Here is a 21,705-nt window from a genome sequence, read left to right as displayed (position 1 = left end):
GTCAAGGCGTTACGGCGGTCAAAATCCATCTGAGCAACGACAGTTTCAGCATTAGCACTAGCCATACTTGTCGTGATCAAAGTAGCTAGGGATACGACTACTTGAAACGGTAAATTTTTCATCTTTGGTGCTGAAGGAGTATTCTAGTTGACTTACAATTAGGGGTTACACTCATAATATTCCCAGCAATCCTGCCAAAGAGACAGTTACAGGTATCACCATCGACATGTTTTACCCCACCACCAAGCAAAGCGATCGCTACCAATCCTCGAAACAGTCCCTAGACTTTTTCGGGTAGTTTGTGCCTTCGTGGTTCACTAAAAATCTTCTTACCCTAACTACCAGACAATTATCTGTACCATCTAATAATCTAAAATGATTAACCTGTGGACTATCACCGCTATTGACCAACACGCTCACAACCTGCTAACTCCTGAAGCTGCTGCTAATTATCCCTATCCTGCCTTCTTCAGTGAAGCCTATGATCCTGATATCATTAATCATCATGCCCGTAACAGCCTTTTCTACAAACGAAGCCTCCGGGATATTTCCCAACTCTTAGAGTGTGAACCACAGGAAGAGGCAATTCTTGAACATCGCCAGAAATTGGGCTTAAAAAAACTCACCCAGCAGTGTTTTCAATCATCTCAACTAGAAGCAATTTTCTTAGATGATGGTTTTTTGCCAAATGAGATTCTTCCTAGAGAATGGCATGAACAATTTCTGCCAGTAAAGCAGATCCTTCGTTTGGAATATCTAGCAGAAAATCTCATCCGTGAGATAGATGACTTTGCTACCTTCCTAGACCATTTCCGCGACAACATTGATCCACCTCCACCACAAGTGGTAGGCTTCAAGAGTGTTGCTGCCTATCGTACAGGTTTGGATATCCAACTGATACCACAGGAGGTAGCTAAGGAATGTTTTGATTGCTTCAAGCAAGAAGTCTTGAGGGGAAAACCCTTGCGGCTCGTAGATAAGCCTTTAATTGATTTTTTGATTACCCAAGCCTTAGAAATTGCGGCGAAACATCGACTACCTGTGCAGTTTCATACAGGGTTTGGTGACCCAGATTTAGACTTGCCGCTGGCTAATCCAGTTTATATGCGATCGCTTTTCGAAAACCAACGCTTCCGTAACGCTCCCATTGTCCTGCTCCATGGCTCTTATCCCTATACCCAAGAAGCCGGTTATTTAGCAGCCGTCTATCCTCAGGTGTATTTAGATTTCGGCTTAGCGGTGCCTTTTTTAAGTGTACCTGGGATGCGTAGCGTGGTGCAGCAGTTATTGGAATTTGTGCCAACCAGTAAACTGATGTATTCTTCTGATGCTCACAATATCCCGGAATTATATTACTTGGGAGCCAAGTGGGGACGGATAGTATTGGCACAGGTTTTGGAAGGAGCGATTCAGGATGGCGATTTGACTGCTAAGGAGGCGGAGTCGGTTGCTATGGGGATTTTGTGTGATAATGCTCGTGTGCTTTATGGGGCTAATGGTTCTTGAGAAAACTTCAAAAGCCCATAGACACCCTAGCGCTTCGGTGCCAGGTACGACGCGAACAGGAAAAGGATTATTTGATTTCCGGATACAGTGGCAGAAATGGTGGAGTTAAAAGAAGTAGATGAAATTTAATTACCACCCTGAGCCGTTCCTTCGGGCTTAGGGTTTTTTTGCTGGACTTTCTGCCAACATTCAAGAATTACCCAAATCTTAAGATAGCTCAGCTAAAGTTATTAGCAACTTATTTTGATTCCTGCGCTTAAAGTCTTAGGGGTTTTGTTATTGTTAGGTGGTAATATTAGAAATTAAAAATAAATAGTTAGCAATAGGCTAACTAAACATTAATTACTAGTCAGTAGCTAACATAAGGCTAAAAATAAACCTGTTTTTTTTCCCTCTCCTCCTATGCGTTACATCCGTTACCCATCAGTTGCAGTATTTCTCATATATTGGTACTTTTAGCTTACCTTAACCCAACACAATTTTAAGATGACCCGTGTAATTGGCTTAATGAGCGGTACATCTGTAGATGGCATCGATGCTGCACTAGTAGAGATTTCTGGCTCAGACTTAGATTTAAAGATTGAGCTACTGGCTGGTGCTACCTATGGCTACCCCACTGAACTCAGGGAAAAAATTCTAGCTGTCTGTGCTGGAAGTCCCCTATCCATAGCAGAATTGGCAGCATTGGATGATGCGATCGCATTTCAATTTGCCCAAGCAGCATTGGCAATTGGGAGTGGTCATCCCCCCGCTGAGTTAATTGGCTCCCATGGTCAAACAGTATACCATCGACCATTAGGGGTTAATGGTGTTCGCGAACAACCTGCAACGGAAACTAACCTTGAACCTGCTAACCTTAAACCTGCTAACCTTAAACCTGCTAACCTTGAACCTGCTAACCTTAAACCTGCTAACCTTAAACCTGCTAACCTTCAACCTGTAACGACTCTGGGATATAGCCTTCAACTGGGACGGGGAGAGGTGATTGCTGAGATTACCGGTATCAAGACCATCAGCAATTTCCGTGTGGCTGACATTGCTGCTGGGGGAGAAGGTGCGCCTCTGGTTCCTAAAGTAGATGCCTATTTTCTCCGGTCATCCACCCATAACCGATGTATCCAAAATATTGGTGGTATTAGTAATGTTACTTACTTGCCAGTTAGTGAAGGGAACTGGTTGGAACAGGTATATGGCTGGGATACTGGTCCGGGGAATGCCCTGTTAGATCTGGCTGTCGAGTATTTTACCAACGGTAGCAAAACCTATGATTACAATGGAGAGTGGGCAGCGAGTGGCACTCCCTGTGAGGCTCTGGTCGAACAGTGGCTTGCTCAAGAGTTCTTCAAGATACCGCCACCAAAATCTACCGGACGAGAGTTGTTTAGTCTAGATTACCTCAACCAGTGTTTGGTAGAAAGCGAAGCCTATAACCTTGCTCCTGCTGATTTCCTGGCAACACTCACAGAACTCACTGTTGCCTCTATTGTTGAGAGCTATCGCAACTTCTTGCCTCACATGCCAGATGAAGTACTCTTGTGTGGTGGAGGGGCAAGCAATTTATACTTGAAGCAACGGCTGCAAATTAAACTAGATTCGGTGCCAGTATTAACCACTGACCAGGTTGGGTTAAGTCGGGATTTTAAAGAAGCGATCGCATTTGCTGTTTTGGCTCATTGGCGTAACCTCGGTATTCCGGGCAATCTCCCTCAAGTAACCGGAGCTTCAGAGGCTGTATGTCTAGGAAACCTGTATTCTCCGAGATCGCAACACCAGTCATCCTAAAACTCGGTATTTTAGCGATGCAGTGGCCTCACGGGGAGGCAGCGCGGTCTTGGGGGTTTCCCCCATGAGCGACTGCCGTGGTTTCCCCACTCCCGCTTTGCGTCAAGATAGGCAGTGTAAGCGTTGGTTGTCAAAAGCAGTTAATAAGCTGCTCTTGCCATATCAGCTTAGAATCCCCGTTGGGTGAGTCTGGGGGAGATTTAAACTAGTTTGTCTGTTGATCCGTAGGAGTTGGGTTACTCCTGGAAGTTTGCCAATGGTATAACCTGAGGGGGTAAACCCCACAACCTTAGGTATAGCAGCTAAAATGAGTGGGGAACGATGAGAGGGTAATATTCAGTAACAGATAAAGAGTAACACTGTGGCTCACACCTTTTTATTGGAGGCAGGACGCTGGACACTTCGGGGCAATTGGCTGGAACGCAATGGAAAATTAATTGTAGTCAGAGGTGGGACTATGGTTACCTGGAGTCGGGAAAACTGGTTTACTATGGTCACAAGACTGGTGTTTCCCAATAGTGAACGGGAGAATATCTCTTGCCAGTATCTAGGGCGTCTTGATACTGGCGAGCCGAAGTATACCTTTGTCTTACAACACAGCTTCCTAGGTCGTGTCGAGGGAGAAGGCTGGGTGGCTCCAGAATCCATTGTGCAACGGTATTGGGTATTAGGAGATCGCCAACGACGCAGTGGTTTTGAAACCCGGTATCAACGTAATGAAAATATATACTACCTCTCCAGTAGCATTATGGCAGGTCATTATCTCAGTAGCACAATGGAAGCAACTTTGGAACGTCAGCAAAAATAGAAGTATTCTGGAATTAAGGGAGTTTTAAAAGCAGTACGCCTGTGACCGTTGCTACCAGCGTTCATCTTGTTTAGTCCTTAGTCAGTTTTGTCCTTAATCTTTAGTCCTTAGTCCTTTGTGATCCACATTAAGTCTACTAGTATTTACAAATGACCAATGACCAATGAGCAATGAGCGATGACTAGTGACTAATGATTCATGAACACGTTACATTCGGGATCTCACCAAGGAACTTATGATCACAGACCCTAACAAAGGTCGTCTACTCGCCAATCGCTATCAACTGGTCAAGTTGATCGGCAAAGGTGCTATGGGTCAAGTGTATCAAGCCAAAGATATGCTATTGGGAGGTGTAACCGTTGCCGTCAAATTTCTCTCCCATACATTATTGAACCAAAAAATGCGCGATCGCTTTGAGCGGGAAGCAACGATTTGCGCTTTGCTTGGTGAGAAAAGCAATCACATCGTGCGAGTTAGGGACTATGGCATAGATGAAAATGATATTTCCTTCTACGTCATGGAATACTTGGCAGGGGGAAATTTAAGCGAAATAATTCACACTAAAACCTTATCCTTACCCCGATTTTTGCATATTGCCCGCCAAATTTGTCTGGGATTACAATGTGCTCACCAAGGCATTGTATTTAAAGGCACACTCACTCCAATTGTGCATCGTGATATTAAACCCAGTAACATTCTCGTTGTCGAAGATTCCTCCTTCGGTGAACTGATCAAAATCCTTGACTTTGGCATTGCTAAGCTTCTTCAGTTTGATGGTTCTCAAACCCATTCTTTTATGGGTACCCTAGCCTATTGTTCACCAGAACAAATGGAGGGAAAGGAACTGGATAAACGCTCTGATATCTATAGTCTAGGGGTGATGATGTTTGAGATGTTAACTGGTCACATGCCCATTCTTCCAGAAGATCATTCCTTTGGTAGTTGGTACAAAGCTCATCACTTCAGCCCACCTAAATCTTTTGGATCGATTAACCCCAAACTAAAGCTGCCGAAGTCCCTAGAGAACCTAATCATGACCTGTATAGCGAAAGAGGTATCTGATCGTCCTCAAAATGTCGGGATTATCCTACGAGCATTGGATTCATTAAACGAAGGTCATGATCGCGGTCGCTATCTGGGTCATCGGATTCAAACAATACTATCCGAGAAACCTCTGAGTAAGGCAACACAAATACTTCCTGTATCAGGAAATGATATTTGTCGGCAAACCTCCTGGCCCGATGACAAGCCTAAAGCATCTATTGTCTTTCCTAAGATAATTCGTACCACTAGCACAACCTTTCCTACCCTCTGGGTGATGCTGACTAAAGAAGAGATTGATAACCGTCAGGTTAGTACACGCTACAATCAATTCTTGTATGTGATGGTACCTCATCCAATGGTGCTATGGATTACCGCAGTGCATAATCGCTACCAGGGTGCTTGTTGGCTTCCTTGCTACTTAGACCTCAAAACAAATCACGGTCAGAACATAGTCAGACTTTTGGGAGATACTGGATATTATCGTATTTTGTTTTTTGCCCAATCACAACCAGAATACTGTGCTAATGTAATGACCTCAACTATTGCTCCTGCCCAACGCCAGCTATTCATCGATTGGGCGAATACGTCTAAGACAATAAACTCAACTAATCAAGCAATGTTGAGCAAAGGAATACTTAAGCAAGAGTTTGAAAAGCTGAAGCCGAAGATTTTGATGAAGTTAGAAGCTGCTCATACAGATTACCCTACTGATATATCAGGTTAAAACTTCTTACTGGCAACTTGTTACTGGCAAATGATTACTGGCAAGTTGTTACTTGAAAATAAATTTATTTTTTTACATTTTCGATTTTACCTATTCAACTCTCAGCCAAAACTAATATAGGGATAGCATCAACTCCCGCTGATACTTTTTCGTCAGGGGATGGTCATTACCGAGCACATCAAACACCGCAATCATGGATTTTCTTGCACCATCATCTCTATAGTTACGATGTTTACTGACGATTTCTAAAAAGATTTTCAGGGCTGCTTCATAGTGTCCCTCTACAACTAACCGAGATGCCTGAGCAAATAACTGATCTAATTCACTTTCCCCAATAGGATTCGCCTGCTGCTTAAATTGAATCAATGCTCTGATTGCCTGAGCTCTAGGGAAGTATTCTCGATCATTGCATTCAATGGTGTCTAAGAGTGTGTTTGCCTCTTCTGGCTCATTAATATGAACCAAAAAATTGGCAACTTCAATGACTAAATTTTGATGCTCTGGATAGTTGGCAATTAGCTGTTCAAACAGGTGTTTGGCTCGGGGTATATCCTCACTTGCCATGGCAACCCGAGCTTCTTCTAGTCCAATGTCTAACTCAGACTTTAGATTTAACCTAGCCAACATTTCCCGCAACTGAATTTCTGGTAAAACCCCCACAAAACCAGGAATCATATCACCATTGGTGACAATTCTGACATCGGGGACTCCCTCAATTTGAAAATTGTTCGCTAAGTCTTGGTTGCGGTCAATATCAACTTTTGCTAAAACAAAGTCATATTCTTTAGCTAGTTTCTCTAAAGTTGGTTTGAGCAGTTGACAGGGGCCACACCATGTAGCAAAGAAGTCTACTAATACAGGCTTCTCAAAAGACTTTTCTAAAACTTCAGTGGCGTAGTTGCTGCTAGTAACGTCTACAGAAAAACCCATATCAATTATTTCCGTTATCTTGCTGTTGAAATGAAAGATAAAATGTAAGCATATGCGCTACGCGCAGGCTACGCCAACAGCTAATGCTTACGAAGATAGGGAAGAGGAAGAAGGAGGGGAGAATAGCAGGGAATTTGTACCAAAAAATATTCCCTTTCCACACTCCTAACTTCCCCCAAACTCGATATCAAGTCAAGGTTTGAGCCAAAATCCGGGTGTTATTTGCCTCTAACCCTTACTCAGCCTGCAGAGGATGTAGCTAAGACTTTTCCTGAGCTAGATCCTGCACTGTCCCGGCTAGATTCTACGAGCTTCCCTAGGATAGCGCTAACGTTAGTCTTAGCATCACCGAAGAGCATATTGGTGTTTTCTTTGAAAAACAAGGGATTGCCAACACCAGCATAGCCACTGGACATTCCCCGTTTCATCACCACCACGGTACCAGCTTTCCAAACCTCTAAGACTGGCATGCCAGCAATTGGGCTACTGGGGTCTTCCATGGCACTAGGGTTAACGGTATCATTAGCACCAATCACGAGTACTACATCGGTTTCTGGGAAGTCCTCGTTAATCTCATCCATTTCTAGAACGATATCATAAGGCACATTTGCCTCAGCTAGCAGCACGTTCATGTGTCCTGGTAGTCGTCCAGCAACTGGATGAATGCCAAAGCGAACATTGATACCAGCATTCCTCAAAATCTTGGTAATATCGGACACCGGATGCTGAGCCTGAGCTACTGCCATGCCGTAACCGGGAACAATCATAACACTCTTGGCCCCTTGTAGCAGCTCTACGGTATCTTCTACTGTGGTCTCGGTGACTTGACCTTCGGGCTGATCACCAGCTTTCGCTTTAGCTGTAGTTCCTGCACCTTCGCCGAAGCCTCCTAAAATCACGCTGAAGAAGGAGCGATTCATGGCTCGACACATGATGTAGCTGAGGATAGCACCACTACTACCTACTAGGGCACCAGTGATAATTAACAGGTCATTGGACAGCATAAAGCCTGCAGCAGCAGCCGCCCATCCGGAATAACTATTGAGCATGGAGATGACCACTGGCATATCAGCACCCCCAATCGCAGCTACTAGGTGGATGCCTAACACTGATGCGATCGCAGCCATAATCAACAGGGGTTGCAGACCAGCCGTCCCCTCTGCTGTCATGAACTGGTAACCCAGCCCGATCACAGCCCCAAGCATAGCCAGATTGAGTACGTGGCGTGCTGGTAACATTAGGGGTTTGCTGCTGATGATAGCTCGTAGTTTCCCAAAGGCTATCACTGAACCGGTGAAGGTAATTGCCGCAATGAACACACCAATATAAATTTCTAACTGGTGAATAGTTACTTCTGCACCCGTTAGGGATTCCCCCCCTTGCAGGTAATTGGCAATACCCACCAGTACAGCTGCAAGACCGACAAAACTATGGAGAATTGCTACCAGTTCTGGCATGGAGGTCATGGCTACCCGAGATGCCACGATCGCACCAATTATCACTCCTGGCAAAATCATCCCTCCCAGAGTGAGGTATGCGGTTACATTGCTACTTAGGGCAGTGGCAACAAAGGCAATCAGCATCCCAAGAATCCCGTAAATATTACCTTTACGGGCGCTTTCCTGGTTAGATAATCCCCCCAGGCTGAGAATGAACAAAGCACTAGCTGCAATATAGGCAACTGTCAACAGATTATTTGACATAGTCTCCTTAGTTTTATGGTGTTCAACTTGAATGTTGAAGGTTAGTTGGTTGAAGGTTGAAGGTTAGTTGGTTGAAGGTTAGTTGGTTGAAGGTTAGTTGGTTGAAGGTTAGTTGGTTGAAGGTTGAAGGTTAGTTGGTTGAATGTTAGTTGGTTGAAGGTTGAAGGTTGTTCGCGAACAACCTTCAAACCTTGGCCTTTGGCCACGCTTCGCGAACAACCTTCAAACCTTGGCCTTTGGCCACGCTTCGCGAACAACCTTCAAACCTTCAAAGCTTCAAACCTTCAAACCTTGGCCTTTGGCCACGCTTCGCGAACAACCTTCAAACCTTCAACCTGTAACCTTTAACCGGCTAACCTATTTCTGAAACATCTTGAGCATGCGTTGGGTGACTAGGAAGCCACCGGAGATGTTGATGGTTCCAACTAAAATTGCGATCGCACCCAGAATAGTAGTAGGTGAGGTGGCTGCGCCGGAAATTTGCAGCATTCCACCAATGATGATGATGCCGCTAATGGCATTAGTAACACTCATCAAGGGGGTGTGCAGGGCTGGTTTTACGTTCCAGATCACTTGCCAGCCTACGAAGCAGGCCAGGATAAATACCGTGAAGTGGGAGAGGAAAGAAGGTGGTGCTCCGATTCCCAAGCCAACTAAGGCGAGTCCCACTAACACTGGCCAGAGCAAGCCCATGATACCCTTTGATTTCTTAGTCTCTGGCACAGACTCCTCTTTAGTTACCGCAGTCTGGGGTTCCGGTGCCGGTTTGGGAGGTGCTGGCGGTGTGGGCCGCTTGGGTGGGGGCCAGGTTACATCCCCAGCGTTTAGCACTAAGGCTCCCCGAACCACTTCATCCTCCATATCGACACGGTAATTTTCACTACCACCCATGTCCTTGAGGAGATGACAAAGGTTGGTGCCATAGAGTTGGCTAGATTGAGTCGCCATACGGCTGGGTAGGTCAGTCAAACCAATGATGGTCACACCTTTGTATTTGTAGACCTCATTGGCTTTGCTAACCTCACAGTTACCCCCTTGCTCAGCTGCCATATCTACAACCACTGAGCCTTCTTTCATACTCGCTACCATTTCCTCAGTGATCAGCAGCGGCGCTTTTTTACCAGGGATTAGGGCAGTGGTGATGATGATGTCCACTTCTTTAGCCTGTGCAGCGAACAATGCCATCTCCGCCTCGATGAACTCTTTACTCATCACCTTGGCATAGCCCCCAGATCCCGTACCGTCTTCTTTGAAGTCCAGTTCCAGGAACTCTCCCCCCATGCTTTCCACTTGTTCCTTAACCACGGGGCGGGTATCGAAGGCGCGCACAACAGCACCCAGACCTTTAGCGGTACCAATAGCAGCTAGTCCAGCTACCCCAGCACCAATCACCAACACTTTAGCTGGGGGAACTTTCCCCGCTGCAGTAATTTGCCCAGTAAAGAAGCGACCAAAGTTATTGGCTGCCTCAATCACAGCCCGGTAACCAGCAATATTGGCCATAGAACTGAGGGCATCCATCTTTTGCGCCCTCGTGATGCGGGGTACCGCATCCATAGCCAACACGGTAGCCTTACGGGTTGAGAGTTGTTCCAGCAGTTCTTGGTTTTGGGCTGGCCAGATAAAGCTGATTAAAGTGCCATTTTCCGATAGCAACTCAGACTCATGCTTGTTTAGAGTTGGATGCATCTCAGGGGGACGCACTTTTAAGACAATATCTGCCTCTGACCAAAGGCTATTTGCATCAGGAATGATTTGGCATTCTGCTTGTTCGTAAGCATTGTCAGGAAAATTAGCTGCCTCTCCTGCTCCCGATTCAATCAGCACATCAAAGCCAAGTTTCTGGAGCACCTTGGCTGTATCCGGTGTAGCAGCTACCCGGCATTCACCTGGGTAAATTTCTTTCGGGATACCAACCTTCATGCGAGTTTTGGTTGGCTGTAAATCTGACGTTTCAGCCTCTTTGGGAATGGCTAGGGTCATTGACTCTCCTTCAGTTGTCTAAATGGAATAACGACGGAAAATTCGTTGATCACTAAGGTGGGTCTAGAGGCATCAGGCAAAGGATGTCCAGACCAGCCACTTTCAGGGGCTAAGGCCACCGTATCTCCTAACATAGCTTTTGGTCATGGGTGAGAAATACTCCTTAGGTGAGTACAACAAGAATCAGGAAAACTGGCAATAATAACTGTTTTCCGTCACTATTTTCAGTAAATAGAATCAGGTAACAACTTCTTTTCCAAATGTTGTCCCTTGTTGACAATCTATCCTTCTATTTCTTTTGATTTCGAGTGGTTTTTAGCAACTGGTAGCTTCTTCCTGCTGGGGGATGTTCACCCTGTTTAGAGGATTCCCAAGTTCAACTAGAACGGGATCAGTTTGCTCCCTGACACCGCCAATGCTTTTAAGCCTGGGGGATTAACTCACTTGTGATCAGCTCACTGGCTTCCCATCTGTGCTACTTGTCGTTGTATGGTACTTGTCGTTGTATCCAACACCAGGCATCGCCTCTTGCTGAATTTGAACTGCTGGCATCAATTTCTCTATATAAATTTCCCTGACTGTTCAAATACATGTTTCCCCATAACCTGATCTCTTTTTGGATCCTATGGTGATCTGCCAAAAGAGAGGATTATTTTTAACTTGTTTTAGGAATTGTGCTGTTGCACTCAGTTGTCGTAGGTAATCTTTACTAGTCAGATCGATTTATAGGTGATGGGGTGATGGGGTGTAGTGAGTGATTAAGGTGTAGCGATAGGGTTTGAAATTGGTATTAGGGTAAGCTATCAGCTATCAGCGATTAGCGCTACGCGCACGCTACTTGAGGTGCTATCAGCTATCAGCTGTGGGCCTGTGGCCAAGCTACACCGAACAGCTTTTGAATAAAATAAGCTGACCGCTGACCGCTGACCACTGACCAGTGACCGCTGACCGCTGACCGCTGAATGCTTACGTATTAGGGATATATTGCGTATATATATATATTTTTTTTGCGTATATATATATAAGTAGTACAGTAAAAAAAACAAATAACTGTTAATTGTTAGCTCAAGTCAGCAGCATTAGATTTATGCTATCCACACAATCTTCCATCAAACGTCTGATTTCCGCGATCGCATTAGCTGGTTGTGTCTTGACCGGGCTATCGGTTCGGAGCTTAGCCCAGAGTAATCCCGGATTGGTACTCTGGAGTGGTGTTAAGCGGGAAAATATCCTGAGATACCACCTAGATTTTAACGGTGCCCCCAATTACTGGGATCGTTACCGCTTGAGAATTCCCAAGAAGAAACTGGAATTGGGAGTCGCTCAGTTTTCTATTTCTTATCCAGATTACTACGATGGTAAGTTCGACGTGGACAAAATTGAAGTGCGCGTTGACGGTAAATCCCTCCCGGTCTCTGAAGTAGTCTGGGACAAAGAGAATTATAGCGTTCAGATTTACATGGAAGAGCCAGTTCCAGCCAATGAAAATGTGGAATTAGTATTTTCCAATGTCAAAAACCCTGATGGGGGTACTTATTACTTCGTTTGTTATGTCTTAGCTGCTGGTGATATTCCACTACCCACTTATGTCGGTACCTGGATTGTGAGTATTGGTCGTTAATATAGCAATTATCTTTCCTGATGAGGTACAACTTTATGGGTTTTAGGGAACAGGGAACAGGGAACAGGGAATAGTTAAAATAGAATAGGCAAGAGGCAATAGGCAAGAGGCAAGATGGAAAAAATCCTGTGTACCTCATTATGCTAGTAAGCGCTATAGTTTTCAATTCGGTGAGGTAACTGCCACACCCTCAACACTACCTTCCTCCTATTGAATAGACCTCACGGCAAAAGTAGCGAGGTCTATTGGTTGATTGTGGTAATTTATAGCACTACGCAAGGACATTGATACAAGCACCAAAAGCTGTTGTAATCAACTTTTGCCTTTTGCCTCTTGCCTCTTGCCTTGCGCGTAGCGCTATAATTTCTCTTTGATCTCCCTTTTGTCTACATCAGTTATTATTTCGAGTCCCTCGGGAGTAGCCTTTAGGTGAAAAAGGTAGCGACCGTTGATCATATAGATTGTGGTGATAGCTCCTATAACAAAGATCAGGACTCCACAGAGCGGTAAGGAAATTTGCCAAACTGGGAAGTTGTACTTACTTGGTTTTTTCTGTTGATTCTTTAACATAGTGATTGAACACTTAGAGACGACTGTTGGAATAGCCACGATTTTCTCTTGAGTGCCTGTCTAGACGCTACAAACTATCCAGCAGGTTTTGACTCAGAGTAGAATTCCTACCCCAAAGAAGTTTTGGGCAAAATTAGTAGGCATGTTCTTTCACCGCCTACTAGCAGCTTTAGAGTCTGATCGCCAGGCTATATATTAATGTGCCTTTTCAAGGATTCTGTGACATTGACTGGCTCATTCCTCTAGAGGTGCTACTATTCAAAATTTAACCACCCTCTTTTTTTTAGATATTTTCCCGATAGGGTGTCACACTTTCTGACAGTTCTGCACATATATATAGAAGAGGCAATCTGATGATTTGCGTAGCAGATCTGCTACGCATAAAAAATAGTTCCTCTCTTCAAGTAGTAAATAGCGCTTGCTACCTTTTACTTGCAAAACAAATCCTAAAATAGGAGATACTGTACCATGGAAAAAGTAAACTATTCACCAAAAATTACCGTACCATAGAGGAAAAGTACAGAACTCAAGGAAACTACGCGGCGTTCCTAATATTGGGTATAATTGTGACCAATTTTGGAGTTTAAAAAACTCTCATATTTTACAAAAAATGGGGTAGGTTTCGGACACTCTAAAAAAAATCACGCATTAATTCCTTGATTAAGCAACGCCAACTAAGCAGGAACACAAAATTAATTACACATTTTACAAAAATCAAAGTCTTACAATGTAAAGATTACAGAGATTACGAGTAGGTAATTAATTTTGTGTAGGTGCTTATCCATCACAACTTACCCTGGTGGTGGAACACAAGTAGACAACCGTAGAAAGAACCCCCGACATTGACTACACTGTAGCTAAATCACTGCATCTTTACCACTAGCGAAAATGCATTCTCAACAAGGACAAACAGGAGGTGGTGTTAAATGTCGCCATAGGAGACCTAATCAATGGGTGAAAAAACTTTAACCCCTCGGGAAAAGTTTGAATCAGTGGTTCAACATTTAGTTAACCCAACCTCTTTAAAAACTAATGAAGCAACATCTTATGCTGCATTAATCAATGGAATAAAGAAAAACCTACGGCAATTTAATTTCCCGGATAATCAAGTAGACGATGTAATTCATAAAGCCTATTTACGGGGAATAAAACTGCTAGACTCTGGCCAAGAGATTGAAAACCCTAGAGCCTGGATCAGGGCGACTTCCTTCAATGTCATCCGTGAGATGAGCCGGAAACAAAACAAAGAGCAGTCATGGGACTCTAATTTAATAGAGCGTCAACTAGCACGACAAGCCAGCAATAGCCTTTCCTCGGCAAACTCTGAGGATGAAAACTTAAAGCTGTTGGAGCTAGCTCTTCAAAAGTTAGAGCCAAAGGACAACAAGCTAATCGTGTTACGGCACATAGAAGGCTTATCTTGGCAACAAGTAGTAAGCCATCTAGCTTCTAAGGGAGAAGATATTACTGAGGCGTCTGCCAGACAGCGAGGTAATCGTGCCCTAAAGCGTTTGCGCAAAATATTTTTTGAGCTTAAGAAGCATAATTAGTAAACAAAATCTTATGATTAGCTATAGCTAATTAGGGTGCGGAAACCGCTTGGGGGCATTCCTGATATGATTGCCCCAATCTTCCTTTATTAATTAAAATATATTTTTTAAACAATTTTCTTTGTAGACTAAATTTTTTAATAAAACTTCATCAAATAAAATTACAGGATAAATTAATTAAAATAATGAGCATAATTAAACGAAAAAACAATAAATTAGCAGAAAAATTAGCAGAAGAGTATAGCCAGCTAATAGCTCTTCCGATGTTGTCTGAATTAGAGGCAAATCGGATGGAAGAAATCCTAGAGCTAGCTAATCTTGATGAATCCCTTAACTGCTTAATTGAGGAAATTGAAATGACCGAATATTTAAAACTAGAACAGTGGAATCAAGGTCTTCGGAATTTACTCAAGGTGGTTTCCACAGATGAGCCATCCCCTACTACACCATGGCAGGACTAAACTATCTAAGGGGTGTAAGCATATGCGCTACGCGCAGGCTACGCCAACAGTGGTCAGCGGTCAGTGGTCAGCCTTGTGGCACAGGCTTCCAGCCTGTGACCTAACTCATAAGCTGAATGCTCAATGCTGAATGCTGATAGCTTGGCTTGATATATCACCCCTTAACATGGTAAGATCAAGAGTCAGCTATAGTTGGCAATCAATCCTTCATAGTATTCGTTAATAGTATTCCTCCAGCAAACCCATGACTCAACGCACTCTAGGCGGAACCAACCGTAAGCAAAAAAGAAAATCCGGTTTTCGTGCCCGGATGCGCACCAAAGATGGTCGCAATGTGATTAGAGCTCGCAGAAGCAAGGGACGGCGTCGTCTCTCCGTCTAGTCATCTAAGCATTGATGCCGACCTGCTACAAGTAAAAGGTAAAAGGTCAAGAAACAGCCATTTCCGGTGGCTTTTCTGCCTTTATCCTGATCAAGGAATTAACATTCATCAAAGATTAGAGTTAAGCATTGGGATTGCCTCAAGCGAATCGACTTAAGCACTGGCGAGATTTTAAGACAGTTTATCGCTGGGGTATTCGTCGTTCAGGGCGTTACCTAACATTACGGGGTTTACAACAGAGTACTATTCCCGCGATTGCCAAAGAAACCATTGCGCCAGAAAAATCCCTATCAAACAATCACCCTCCCTCCCGTCTTGGCATCTCCATCAGCCAGAAAGTAAGTAAGAAAGCAGTTGTTAGAAATCGGATTAAGCGGCAACTTCGAGCCGCCCTCAGGCAGTTATTACCACGCCTATCCCCCGGTTGGAAACTAGTCATAATAGTAAAACCAGAAGCTAGAGAGTGCGAATATGCACAACTTTTGAGAGAATTAGAAAAGTTGTTGGTAAAAGCAGAGGTGTTGGATGGGCATTAGAGAAGATGTATTTTATGAGGGTGGCCCCCACCGGGGAGATCTGATCATTAGCATATTGTTGGCATTTACGATTATATTCATACCTCTAACCGTAGCTGCTATTGTCAGGGCTCTATGGCTACGGTATCGCATTACCAGCCGCCGGATATCAATAACTGGGGGTTGGCGGGGACGCGATCGCTCAGATGTGATCTATTCTGAAGTTTCTAAGATTGCCACAGTTCCCCGTGGTATAGGAACTTGGGGAGATATTGTCGTTACCCTAAAAGATGGTAGCCGTTTGGAAATGCGGGCAATACCCCGGTTTAGAGAAATTTACGACTACATTGCCGAACGAACAGCAGACAAAACAGGCAAAGCTGTTAGTGCCATCAAAATGATGTAGAAAGCACATTGAAAAGAAAACCTTGACATGGGTGAGTTGCCCTGATCTGGTCTTCAGTTGCCTACATCTTGCCACCTAAATCGGCTAAACTGCTTGATGTAATTAGATCTACCTGATAAATGTCGGAAACCCGAACCGCATAGGGACGGAGATTAGTTACATTAGACACAGAAAACTTTACAATAGCGCCTAGGTTAACGTCAAACGAATGGACTTTGGTATCGGATTTATCTCCAACAACATCATGCTGCCAATCCTGGATTTCTTTTACGGGATTGTGCCTAGCTATGGTTTAGCCATAATAGCCTTGACCCTGGTGATTCGCTTTGCCCTCTTCCCTCTTAATGCTGGCTCCATTCGCAACATGAGGCGCATGAAAGTCACCCAACCCTTGATGAAGAAGCGGCAAGACGAAATAAAAGAGCGCTACAAGGATGACCCGGCTAAACAGCAGGAAGAAATGAGTAAGCTGTTCCAAGAGTTTGGCAACCCCCTAGCCGGTTGTTTGCCACTGTTGGTACAAATGCCGGTTCTGTTTGCCCTATTTGCCACCTTGCGGGGATCACCCTTTGCAAACATTAACTACGACGTCAACTTACAAATTTTTCCCCAAGAACAGCTGGAATATATCCAGCCTAAAGTCTTTACCACCAAACCCCAAAATATTTACATTACCGATGGCTTACATGAACCAGTCATCGCCCTACTTCCGGCAGGAAATAAGCTGGTAGTTGGGGAAAAAACCAAAGTAGAGTTTCAAACTGTTGAAGGTCAACCCTTAAATCAACTAATTGCTCAGCATCCAGAAACCGATATCACTCCCACTTGGCAAATAGTCAACGGAGAAGACCGCTTACGTATTCTTGAAGATGGGACACTAGAAGCCCTGATGCCTGGAGAGGTAAAGCTTCAGGGAACCTTAACGGGAATAGCTGCTAACAAAGGCTTTCTATTTATAGATGCTTTAGGAAGAGTGGGTGCTTTTGATGACGATGGCACTATCCACTGGGATATCGTAGGTATGATTCTCTTCTTTGGGATCAGTTTGTACGTCAACCAGCTGTTGTCTGGTTCAGGTGCAGGTGCAGGGCAAGCCGGTGACCAACAAAAGGTAGTTAATCAGATTACTCCAGTATTGTTTTCTGGCATGTTCTTATTCTTTCCCCTGCCAGCTGGGGTATTGATGTATATTGTTGTAGCTAATATATTTCAAACTATCCAGACTTTCATTCTATCGAGAGAACCTCTGCCAGAGAATTTGCAAGAAATAGTTGAGCAGCAGGAAAAAGAGGCAAAAAAACAAGCAGCTAAGTCTGGAGAGGGTCGAGAGGCATTGCCTTTTGAGCCCAAGCGTTCAAAGAAAAAGGCATCAAGTTAGTTTAGTATGGTAAATCAACATCAGGAGCGTGGTAAAGAGTGGTTAGAAGAACTCCTGCGATTATCTCGATTGCCCGCCAGTATAGAGGTAGCTGATGGTGACGCTCCCCTAGGAGAGCGACCCAGCTACTGGTTGACAATCGATAATAGTCAACTGACCTCGAAAGACACTCAAACTTTAATTGGTCGGGAAGGGGAAGTTATCGATTCTATCCAGTACTTAGCCAATTCCCTCCTTAACTTGGGTCATGAAGAGGAGGAACAAGCCGTTTACGTCATCGATATCGATAGCTATCGAGCCAGACGGCAAGTGGAACTTCAAGCGATCGCTGAACACGCTGCTATGAAAGTCCGTCAGACTGGGAAAGAATTTGAATTGAAATCCCTATCGGCAGCAGAGCGGCGTCAAGTCCATACCCTATTCAAGGCTTTTGAGGATTTAGAAACTCTTAGTCGAGGGCAAGAGCCAGACCGACGACTGGTGGTGCGTCGCAGGTATTGACAGATTAAGAGTTTTTATTCTATCACTGCTGATTGCACTTGGGATTCTTCCCATCACCTGGCTAACATAATGCATTAAGTCTATATCACTATATAAGTCTATAAATGGTCGCTTTTTGCTGAGTCAGGACTTACGCGCTTAAGTGGATTTCGCCCCCCTAGCCCCCCAATATTGGGGGGTAATGATGTCAAAATCCCCCAATATTGGGGGACCAACGGGGGCAAATGCGTAAGTCCTATGAGTGTTTGAGAAGCTCAAGGTTAACCATGAACGCTTAACAGTCAACTGCAAAGGATAAGCATTATGGAGGCTATCTATATTCCTGAGTTGCTCAAATTACCAGAGCAAATAGAAGTAACTCCGGTCAATCAATTCTTGGTGGATTTACAGACACTGACCCCAGTTCGAGGTCAAGTGCAAGTGGCTCATCAAGGAAATTACCTGGAGGTCTGTGCTCAAGCAGAAACGATCATTACCTTGACTTGTCACCGCTGCTTAAAACAGTACAACCACCGCCTAAGCATCGATACATCCGAATTAGTTTGGTTAGCTTCCTCAGCTGACCAACTGTCGGATGAATCCCTAGAGCAGGAGATAACTTGGGATGATTTACAAGAAACCCTTCCAGCTCAGGGGTATTTTTATCCAGACACTTGGTTATACGAACAACTATGTCTGGCAATTCCGCCACGGCAGCTGTGTGACCAAGAATGTATAGGTATCCAGATTAACGATAACAGTGAAGCACAGTTACGGGATCAACTACGGGATCAACGTTGGGGGGCTCTAGAATCCCTGAAGAGAAAACTTCCTGGATAGTGAGTTGCCTGGTAGTATAATGCTGAAGGTAAATCGGTCAGGGAGTTACTAGCAGCCGAGCGGTTATCCAAGTTTATTGGAAATAAAAAATGCTATGTTTAAAGTTTAATTATTTTTTTCTAGTATTTATTTTTTGAGTAATTGGCTCCTATATAGGAATCCGTTTAGGAATTGTCAGAATTTTTGACGCTATATTCCCTGCTCCCTGCTACCTGTTCCCTGTTCCCTGTTCCCTTTGCTATATGAATTTCAATGACGAGTTTGAGCTTCTGCTACGTGCTCGCTACCCTTTGTTATATATTCCCACTCTAGAAGAAGAGCGAGTAGAAACAGCGATCAAGCAATCCGCTAAACGTTTGGGTAATCGTGGTGTCTATATCTGGGATTTTGTGGATGGTTACCAGGGAAATCCTAATGATATCGGCTTTGGACGCCGCAATCCCTTACAAGCCTTAGAATTTTTAGATAGAATTGGAGAAAGTGCTGCTGCAATCTTTGTATTAAGAGATTTTCACCGATTCTTAGAAGATGTATCAGTTGCTCGTAAACTCAGAAATCTGGCACGTACCCTCAAATCCCAGCCTAAGAATATAGTTATCGTTACCCCCCAAGTGTCGGTTCCCTCGGATTTAACCGAAGTGCTGACAGTGCTGGAATTCCCCTTACCAACGGCATCGGAAATTAAAGCTGAGGTGAAACGTTTGTTGGGGGCAACGGGTCAAAATCTGACTGAAAAAATCATTGATGAGCTGGTGCGCTCGGCTCTTGGTCTTTCCTTAGAAAGAATTCGTCGAGTATTAGCTCGTGGGATTGCCTCTAATAATGCAATCCAACCTTCAGATGTAGAACTGATTTTAGAAGAAAAGCGCCAATCTATTAGGCAAACCCAGATCCTAGAGTTCTACCCAACCCAAGAAAAAATTTCCGACATCGGTGGCTTAGACAACCTCAAAGACTGGCTACTGCGACGGGGTGGAGCATTTACAGAACAGGCGCGACAATACGGGTTACCTCATCCTCGTGGTTTACTCTTAGTGGGGATTCAAGGAACTGGGAAATCGTTAACTGCAAAAGCGATCGCAAACCACTGGCATCTACCCCTGCTACGTTTAGATGTCGGTCGTCTATTTGGTGGCTTAGTAGGGGAATCAGAATCCCGTACTCGGCAGATGATTCAGCTAGCCGAAGCTCTCGCGCCCTGCATCCTCTGGATTGATGAAATTGACAAAGCCTTCTCTGGTCTATCCTCTAAAGGGGATGCAGGCACAACCAGTCGTGTCTTTGGTACCTTTATTAGCTGGTTAGCTGAGAAGAAATCCCCAGTATTTGTGGTCGCTACTGCCAACAATATCCAAGCCTTACCCCCAGAAATGCTTCGCAAGGGTCGATTTGACGAAATCTTTTTTGTTGGTTTGCCTAACCAGGAAGAACGTCGTGCTATTTTCGATCTACACCTATCCCGGCTGCGACCTCATAATCTCAAGAGTTATGCTTTAGACCGATTAGCCTACGAAACCCCTGATTTTTCCGGAGCAGAAATTGAGCAGACCCTGATCGAAGCCATGCACATCGGCTTTAGCCAAAACCGAGACTTTACCACAGATGATATTCTCGAAGCCGCTAGCCAAATTATCCCCTTAGCACGGACAGCCCAAGAGCAAATCCAATTCTTACAGGATTGGGCAGCTGCCGGAAAAGCTCGTATGGCTTCTCGCAATACCCCCTTAAATGATCGCATTCAGCGCCAACTCCAGTAAGTAATAATATATAGCAGTTCTCAATTGGGTGAGAAACTTCATCCTGGCTTAATGGGAGTAGGGAGTAGGGAGTAGGGAGTAGGGAGTAGGGAGTAGGGCTAATAAAATTGACTTGACCTGATAAGTATGATCGACGCTATCGATTAATGTCAACTAGATTAATTTAGAATTTTATCATTAACTGTTGCTAGAACAATCTGTTAACCTTGGCCTTTCGGCCACGCAATCGCGTTCACCCTTCAACCTGTTAACCTTGGCCTTTCGGCCACGCAATCGCGTTCAACCTTTAACCTGTTAACCTTGGCCTTTCGGCCACGCAATCGCGTTCAACCTTTAACCTGTTAACCTTCAACCTTCAACCTGTTAACCTTCAACCTGTTAACCTTCAACCTGTTAACCTTGGCCTTTCGGCCACGCAATCGCGTTCAACCTTTATTTTTAATAGCTTCCCATGAATCTGTCCAAGATAGCTCAGTTTATCATTGGTTTTATTCTTGGCATTGCCATCTTAGCAGGTGCTGCTGTTGGTACAGTTTATTACTTCTTTACTAAACTAGCAGCTGAGCCTGAAAAACCCGTCTTTGCTGAGGAGCGACCCAACACCTCACCATCACCAAAAGCTCAACCCACCAGTTCATCTGGGCAGTCTAAACCAGCAACAACTCCCAAACCCATTCCTAGTCCTAGTCCTTTACCAAAACTGGAACCGGGTGCTTATCGAGCCAGTGTTACCTGGCCACAGGGGTTGATTCTTCGGGACTCCCCTAGCCTGAACGCTCAACGCATAGGTGGTATTGGCTACAATCAGACCCTGATCATCCTCGGATACAGTGATGATAAGCGATGGCAGAGAGTACGCTTGCCTGGTAGTGACCAAAAAGGTTGGGTTAAAGCAGGTAATGTTAAAAAAATCAACTAATAGTTTTGAGGAACACTCAACACTCAATACTTAATCAATACTTATAGCGTTGCTCATAGCTATGAGGTACACATTATTTTTTCCCACTTCCGACTTCCGACTTCCGACTTCCCTGCTCCCTGCTCCGAAGTCCCTGCTCCGAAGTCCCTGCTCCGAAGTCCCATTAACCCAGAGATTTGTACCTCATGGGTATAAGACTTGGTATAATAAGTCTGGTTATTGTTAAGAAAATTAGCTAAATATTAATCTTGATTGCAATATTGCCGATCTAGCTTCAAGGCCAGAATCCAGAATGATAGGGTTATGAAACTAACTTTTAACACCATCAAAAAAGTTAAATTTCTAC

24 protein-coding genes are annotated in these 21,705 nt (G+C 44.3%); 17 read left to right on the top strand and 7 right to left on the bottom strand.

What is annotated here, in order from left to right:
- The first annotated feature begins 375 nt into the window (after positions 1-375).
- Together BJP34_RS21465 and BJP34_RS21460 are read left to right on the top strand one after the other, a co-directional pair.
- On the top strand, positions 376-1,506 hold the full coding sequence (locus tag BJP34_RS21465; protein WP_193431271.1) for an amidohydrolase family protein: 1,131 nt from the start codon (positions 376-378) through the stop codon (positions 1,504-1,506).
- 486 nt (positions 1,507-1,992) lie between these two features.
- Entirely contained in the window at positions 1,993-3,288 is a 1,296-nt protein-coding gene (locus tag BJP34_RS21460) for an anhydro-N-acetylmuramic acid kinase (RefSeq protein WP_070394102.1), read from the top strand.
- Between the two features lie 11 nt (positions 3,289-3,299).
- On the opposite strand, the gene BJP34_RS49220 is transcribed toward BJP34_RS21460, so the two are convergent.
- On the bottom strand, positions 3,300-3,422 hold the full coding sequence (locus BJP34_RS49220; RefSeq protein WP_267876333.1) for a hypothetical protein: 123 nt from the start codon (positions 3,420-3,422) through the stop codon (positions 3,300-3,302).
- A gap of 227 nt (positions 3,423-3,649) precedes the next feature.
- Between BJP34_RS49220 and BJP34_RS21455 the strand changes: the two genes are divergently transcribed.
- Both BJP34_RS21455 and BJP34_RS21450 read left to right on the top strand, forming a co-directional pair.
- Positions 3,650-4,096, top strand: coding sequence for a hypothetical protein (locus tag BJP34_RS21455; protein ID WP_070394101.1), 447 nt, complete (start codon positions 3,650-3,652; stop codon positions 4,094-4,096).
- Between the two features lie 235 nt (positions 4,097-4,331).
- A complete protein-coding gene (locus BJP34_RS21450; protein WP_193431270.1) occupies positions 4,332-5,864 on the top strand; it encodes a serine/threonine-protein kinase in 1,533 nt (510 codons plus the stop codon).
- Positions 5,865-5,975: 111 nt separating this feature from the next.
- On the opposite strand, the gene BJP34_RS21445 is transcribed toward BJP34_RS21450, so the two are convergent.
- The 3 genes from BJP34_RS21445 to BJP34_RS45715 all read right to left on the bottom strand — a co-directional run bounded on the left by BJP34_RS21445 (position 5,976) and on the right by BJP34_RS45715 (position 8,703).
- On the bottom strand, positions 5,976-6,794 hold the full coding sequence (locus BJP34_RS21445) for a tetratricopeptide repeat protein (RefSeq protein ID WP_070394100.1): 819 nt from the start codon (positions 6,792-6,794) through the stop codon (positions 5,976-5,978).
- 239 nt (positions 6,795-7,033) lie between these two features.
- A complete protein-coding gene (gene pntB / locus BJP34_RS21440) occupies positions 7,034-8,497 on the bottom strand; it encodes a Re/Si-specific NAD(P)(+) transhydrogenase subunit beta (RefSeq protein ID WP_070394099.1) in 1,464 nt (487 codons plus the stop codon).
- 41 nt (positions 8,498-8,538) lie between these two features.
- Complete coding sequence (locus tag BJP34_RS45715) at positions 8,539-8,703, bottom strand: hypothetical protein (RefSeq protein ID WP_168166478.1); 165 nt, start codon at positions 8,701-8,703, stop codon at positions 8,539-8,541.
- Here BJP34_RS45715 and BJP34_RS44015 point away from each other — a divergent pair.
- A complete protein-coding gene (locus BJP34_RS44015; RefSeq protein WP_158517369.1) occupies positions 8,696-8,845 on the top strand; it encodes a hypothetical protein in 150 nt (49 codons plus the stop codon). The two genes, BJP34_RS45715 and BJP34_RS44015, sit on opposite strands and share 8 nt — an antisense overlap.
- Positions 8,846-8,854: 9 nt before the next feature.
- Here the strand turns inward: BJP34_RS44015 and pntA are convergent, their stop codons facing one another.
- Both pntA and BJP34_RS47710 read right to left on the bottom strand, forming a co-directional pair.
- Positions 8,855-10,480 (bottom strand): Re/Si-specific NAD(P)(+) transhydrogenase subunit alpha, encoded by a 1,626-nt coding sequence (gene pntA / locus BJP34_RS21435; protein WP_070394098.1) that lies wholly within the window; start codon positions 10,478-10,480, stop codon positions 8,855-8,857.
- On the bottom strand, positions 10,477-10,614 hold the full coding sequence (locus BJP34_RS47710) for a hypothetical protein (protein ID WP_229423957.1): 138 nt from the start codon (positions 10,612-10,614) through the stop codon (positions 10,477-10,479). Before BJP34_RS47710 ends, pntA begins: the two co-directional genes overlap by 4 nt.
- A 953-nt stretch (positions 10,615-11,567) precedes the next feature.
- On the opposite strand from BJP34_RS47710, the gene BJP34_RS21430 reads away from it, so the two are divergent.
- Positions 11,568-12,101 (top strand): DUF2808 domain-containing protein, encoded by a 534-nt coding sequence (locus tag BJP34_RS21430; protein WP_083305290.1) that lies wholly within the window; start codon positions 11,568-11,570, stop codon positions 12,099-12,101.
- Positions 12,102-12,458: 357 nt separating this feature from the next.
- On the opposite strand, the gene BJP34_RS21425 is transcribed toward BJP34_RS21430, so the two are convergent.
- On the bottom strand, positions 12,459-12,710 hold the full coding sequence (locus BJP34_RS21425; RefSeq protein ID WP_229423956.1) for a hypothetical protein: 252 nt from the start codon (positions 12,708-12,710) through the stop codon (positions 12,459-12,461).
- A gap of 911 nt (positions 12,711-13,621) precedes the next feature.
- On the opposite strand from BJP34_RS21425, the gene BJP34_RS21420 reads away from it, so the two are divergent.
- The 11 genes from BJP34_RS21420 to BJP34_RS44010 all read left to right on the top strand — a co-directional run bounded on the left by BJP34_RS21420 (position 13,622) and on the right by BJP34_RS44010 (position 21,585).
- Positions 13,622-14,221, top strand: coding sequence for an RNA polymerase sigma factor (locus BJP34_RS21420; protein WP_070394096.1), 600 nt, complete (start codon positions 13,622-13,624; stop codon positions 14,219-14,221).
- Between the two features lie 185 nt (positions 14,222-14,406).
- Complete coding sequence (locus BJP34_RS21415; protein ID WP_070394095.1) at positions 14,407-14,682, top strand: hypothetical protein; 276 nt, start codon at positions 14,407-14,409, stop codon at positions 14,680-14,682.
- A gap of 244 nt (positions 14,683-14,926) precedes the next feature.
- Positions 14,927-15,064, top strand: coding sequence for a 50S ribosomal protein L34 (rpmH, locus tag BJP34_RS21410; RefSeq protein WP_044494288.1), 138 nt, complete (start codon positions 14,927-14,929; stop codon positions 15,062-15,064).
- Between the two features lie 128 nt (positions 15,065-15,192).
- Positions 15,193-15,600, top strand: a complete 408-nt coding sequence (gene rnpA, locus BJP34_RS21405) for a ribonuclease P protein component (RefSeq protein WP_070394094.1) — start codon at positions 15,193-15,195, stop codon at positions 15,598-15,600.
- On the top strand, positions 15,590-15,985 hold the full coding sequence (locus tag BJP34_RS21400) for a PH domain-containing protein (protein WP_070394093.1): 396 nt from the start codon (positions 15,590-15,592) through the stop codon (positions 15,983-15,985). The genes rnpA and BJP34_RS21400 overlap by 11 nt, the downstream gene beginning before the upstream one ends.
- A gap of 208 nt (positions 15,986-16,193) precedes the next feature.
- Positions 16,194-17,363, top strand: coding sequence for a membrane protein insertase YidC (yidC, locus tag BJP34_RS21395; RefSeq protein WP_070394092.1), 1,170 nt, complete (start codon positions 16,194-16,196; stop codon positions 17,361-17,363).
- 6 nt (positions 17,364-17,369) lie between these two features.
- Positions 17,370-17,864, top strand: a complete 495-nt coding sequence (locus BJP34_RS21390; RefSeq protein WP_070394091.1) for a protein jag — start codon at positions 17,370-17,372, stop codon at positions 17,862-17,864.
- Between the two features lie 303 nt (positions 17,865-18,167).
- Entirely contained in the window at positions 18,168-18,683 is a 516-nt protein-coding gene (locus tag BJP34_RS21385; RefSeq protein ID WP_070394090.1) for a YceD family protein, read from the top strand.
- Between the two features lie 242 nt (positions 18,684-18,925).
- Entirely contained in the window at positions 18,926-20,440 is a 1,515-nt protein-coding gene (locus BJP34_RS21380; protein ID WP_070394089.1) for an AAA family ATPase, read from the top strand.
- 451 nt (positions 20,441-20,891) lie between these two features.
- A complete protein-coding gene (locus BJP34_RS21375) occupies positions 20,892-21,359 on the top strand; it encodes an SH3 domain-containing protein (RefSeq protein WP_070394088.1) in 468 nt (155 codons plus the stop codon).
- A gap of 61 nt (positions 21,360-21,420) precedes the next feature.
- Positions 21,421-21,585, top strand: coding sequence for a hypothetical protein (locus BJP34_RS44010; protein WP_158517368.1), 165 nt, complete (start codon positions 21,421-21,423; stop codon positions 21,583-21,585).
- Positions 21,586-21,705 lie beyond the last annotated feature (120 nt).

The sequence above is a fragment of the Moorena producens PAL-8-15-08-1 genome (assembly GCF_001767235.1).
In the GTDB taxonomy this organism is placed as follows: domain Bacteria; phylum Cyanobacteriota; class Cyanobacteriia; order Cyanobacteriales; family Coleofasciculaceae; genus Moorena; species Moorena producens_A.
Note: the sequence above shows the minus strand (reverse complement) of the source record. Positions and strands in the feature narration are given on the sequence as shown.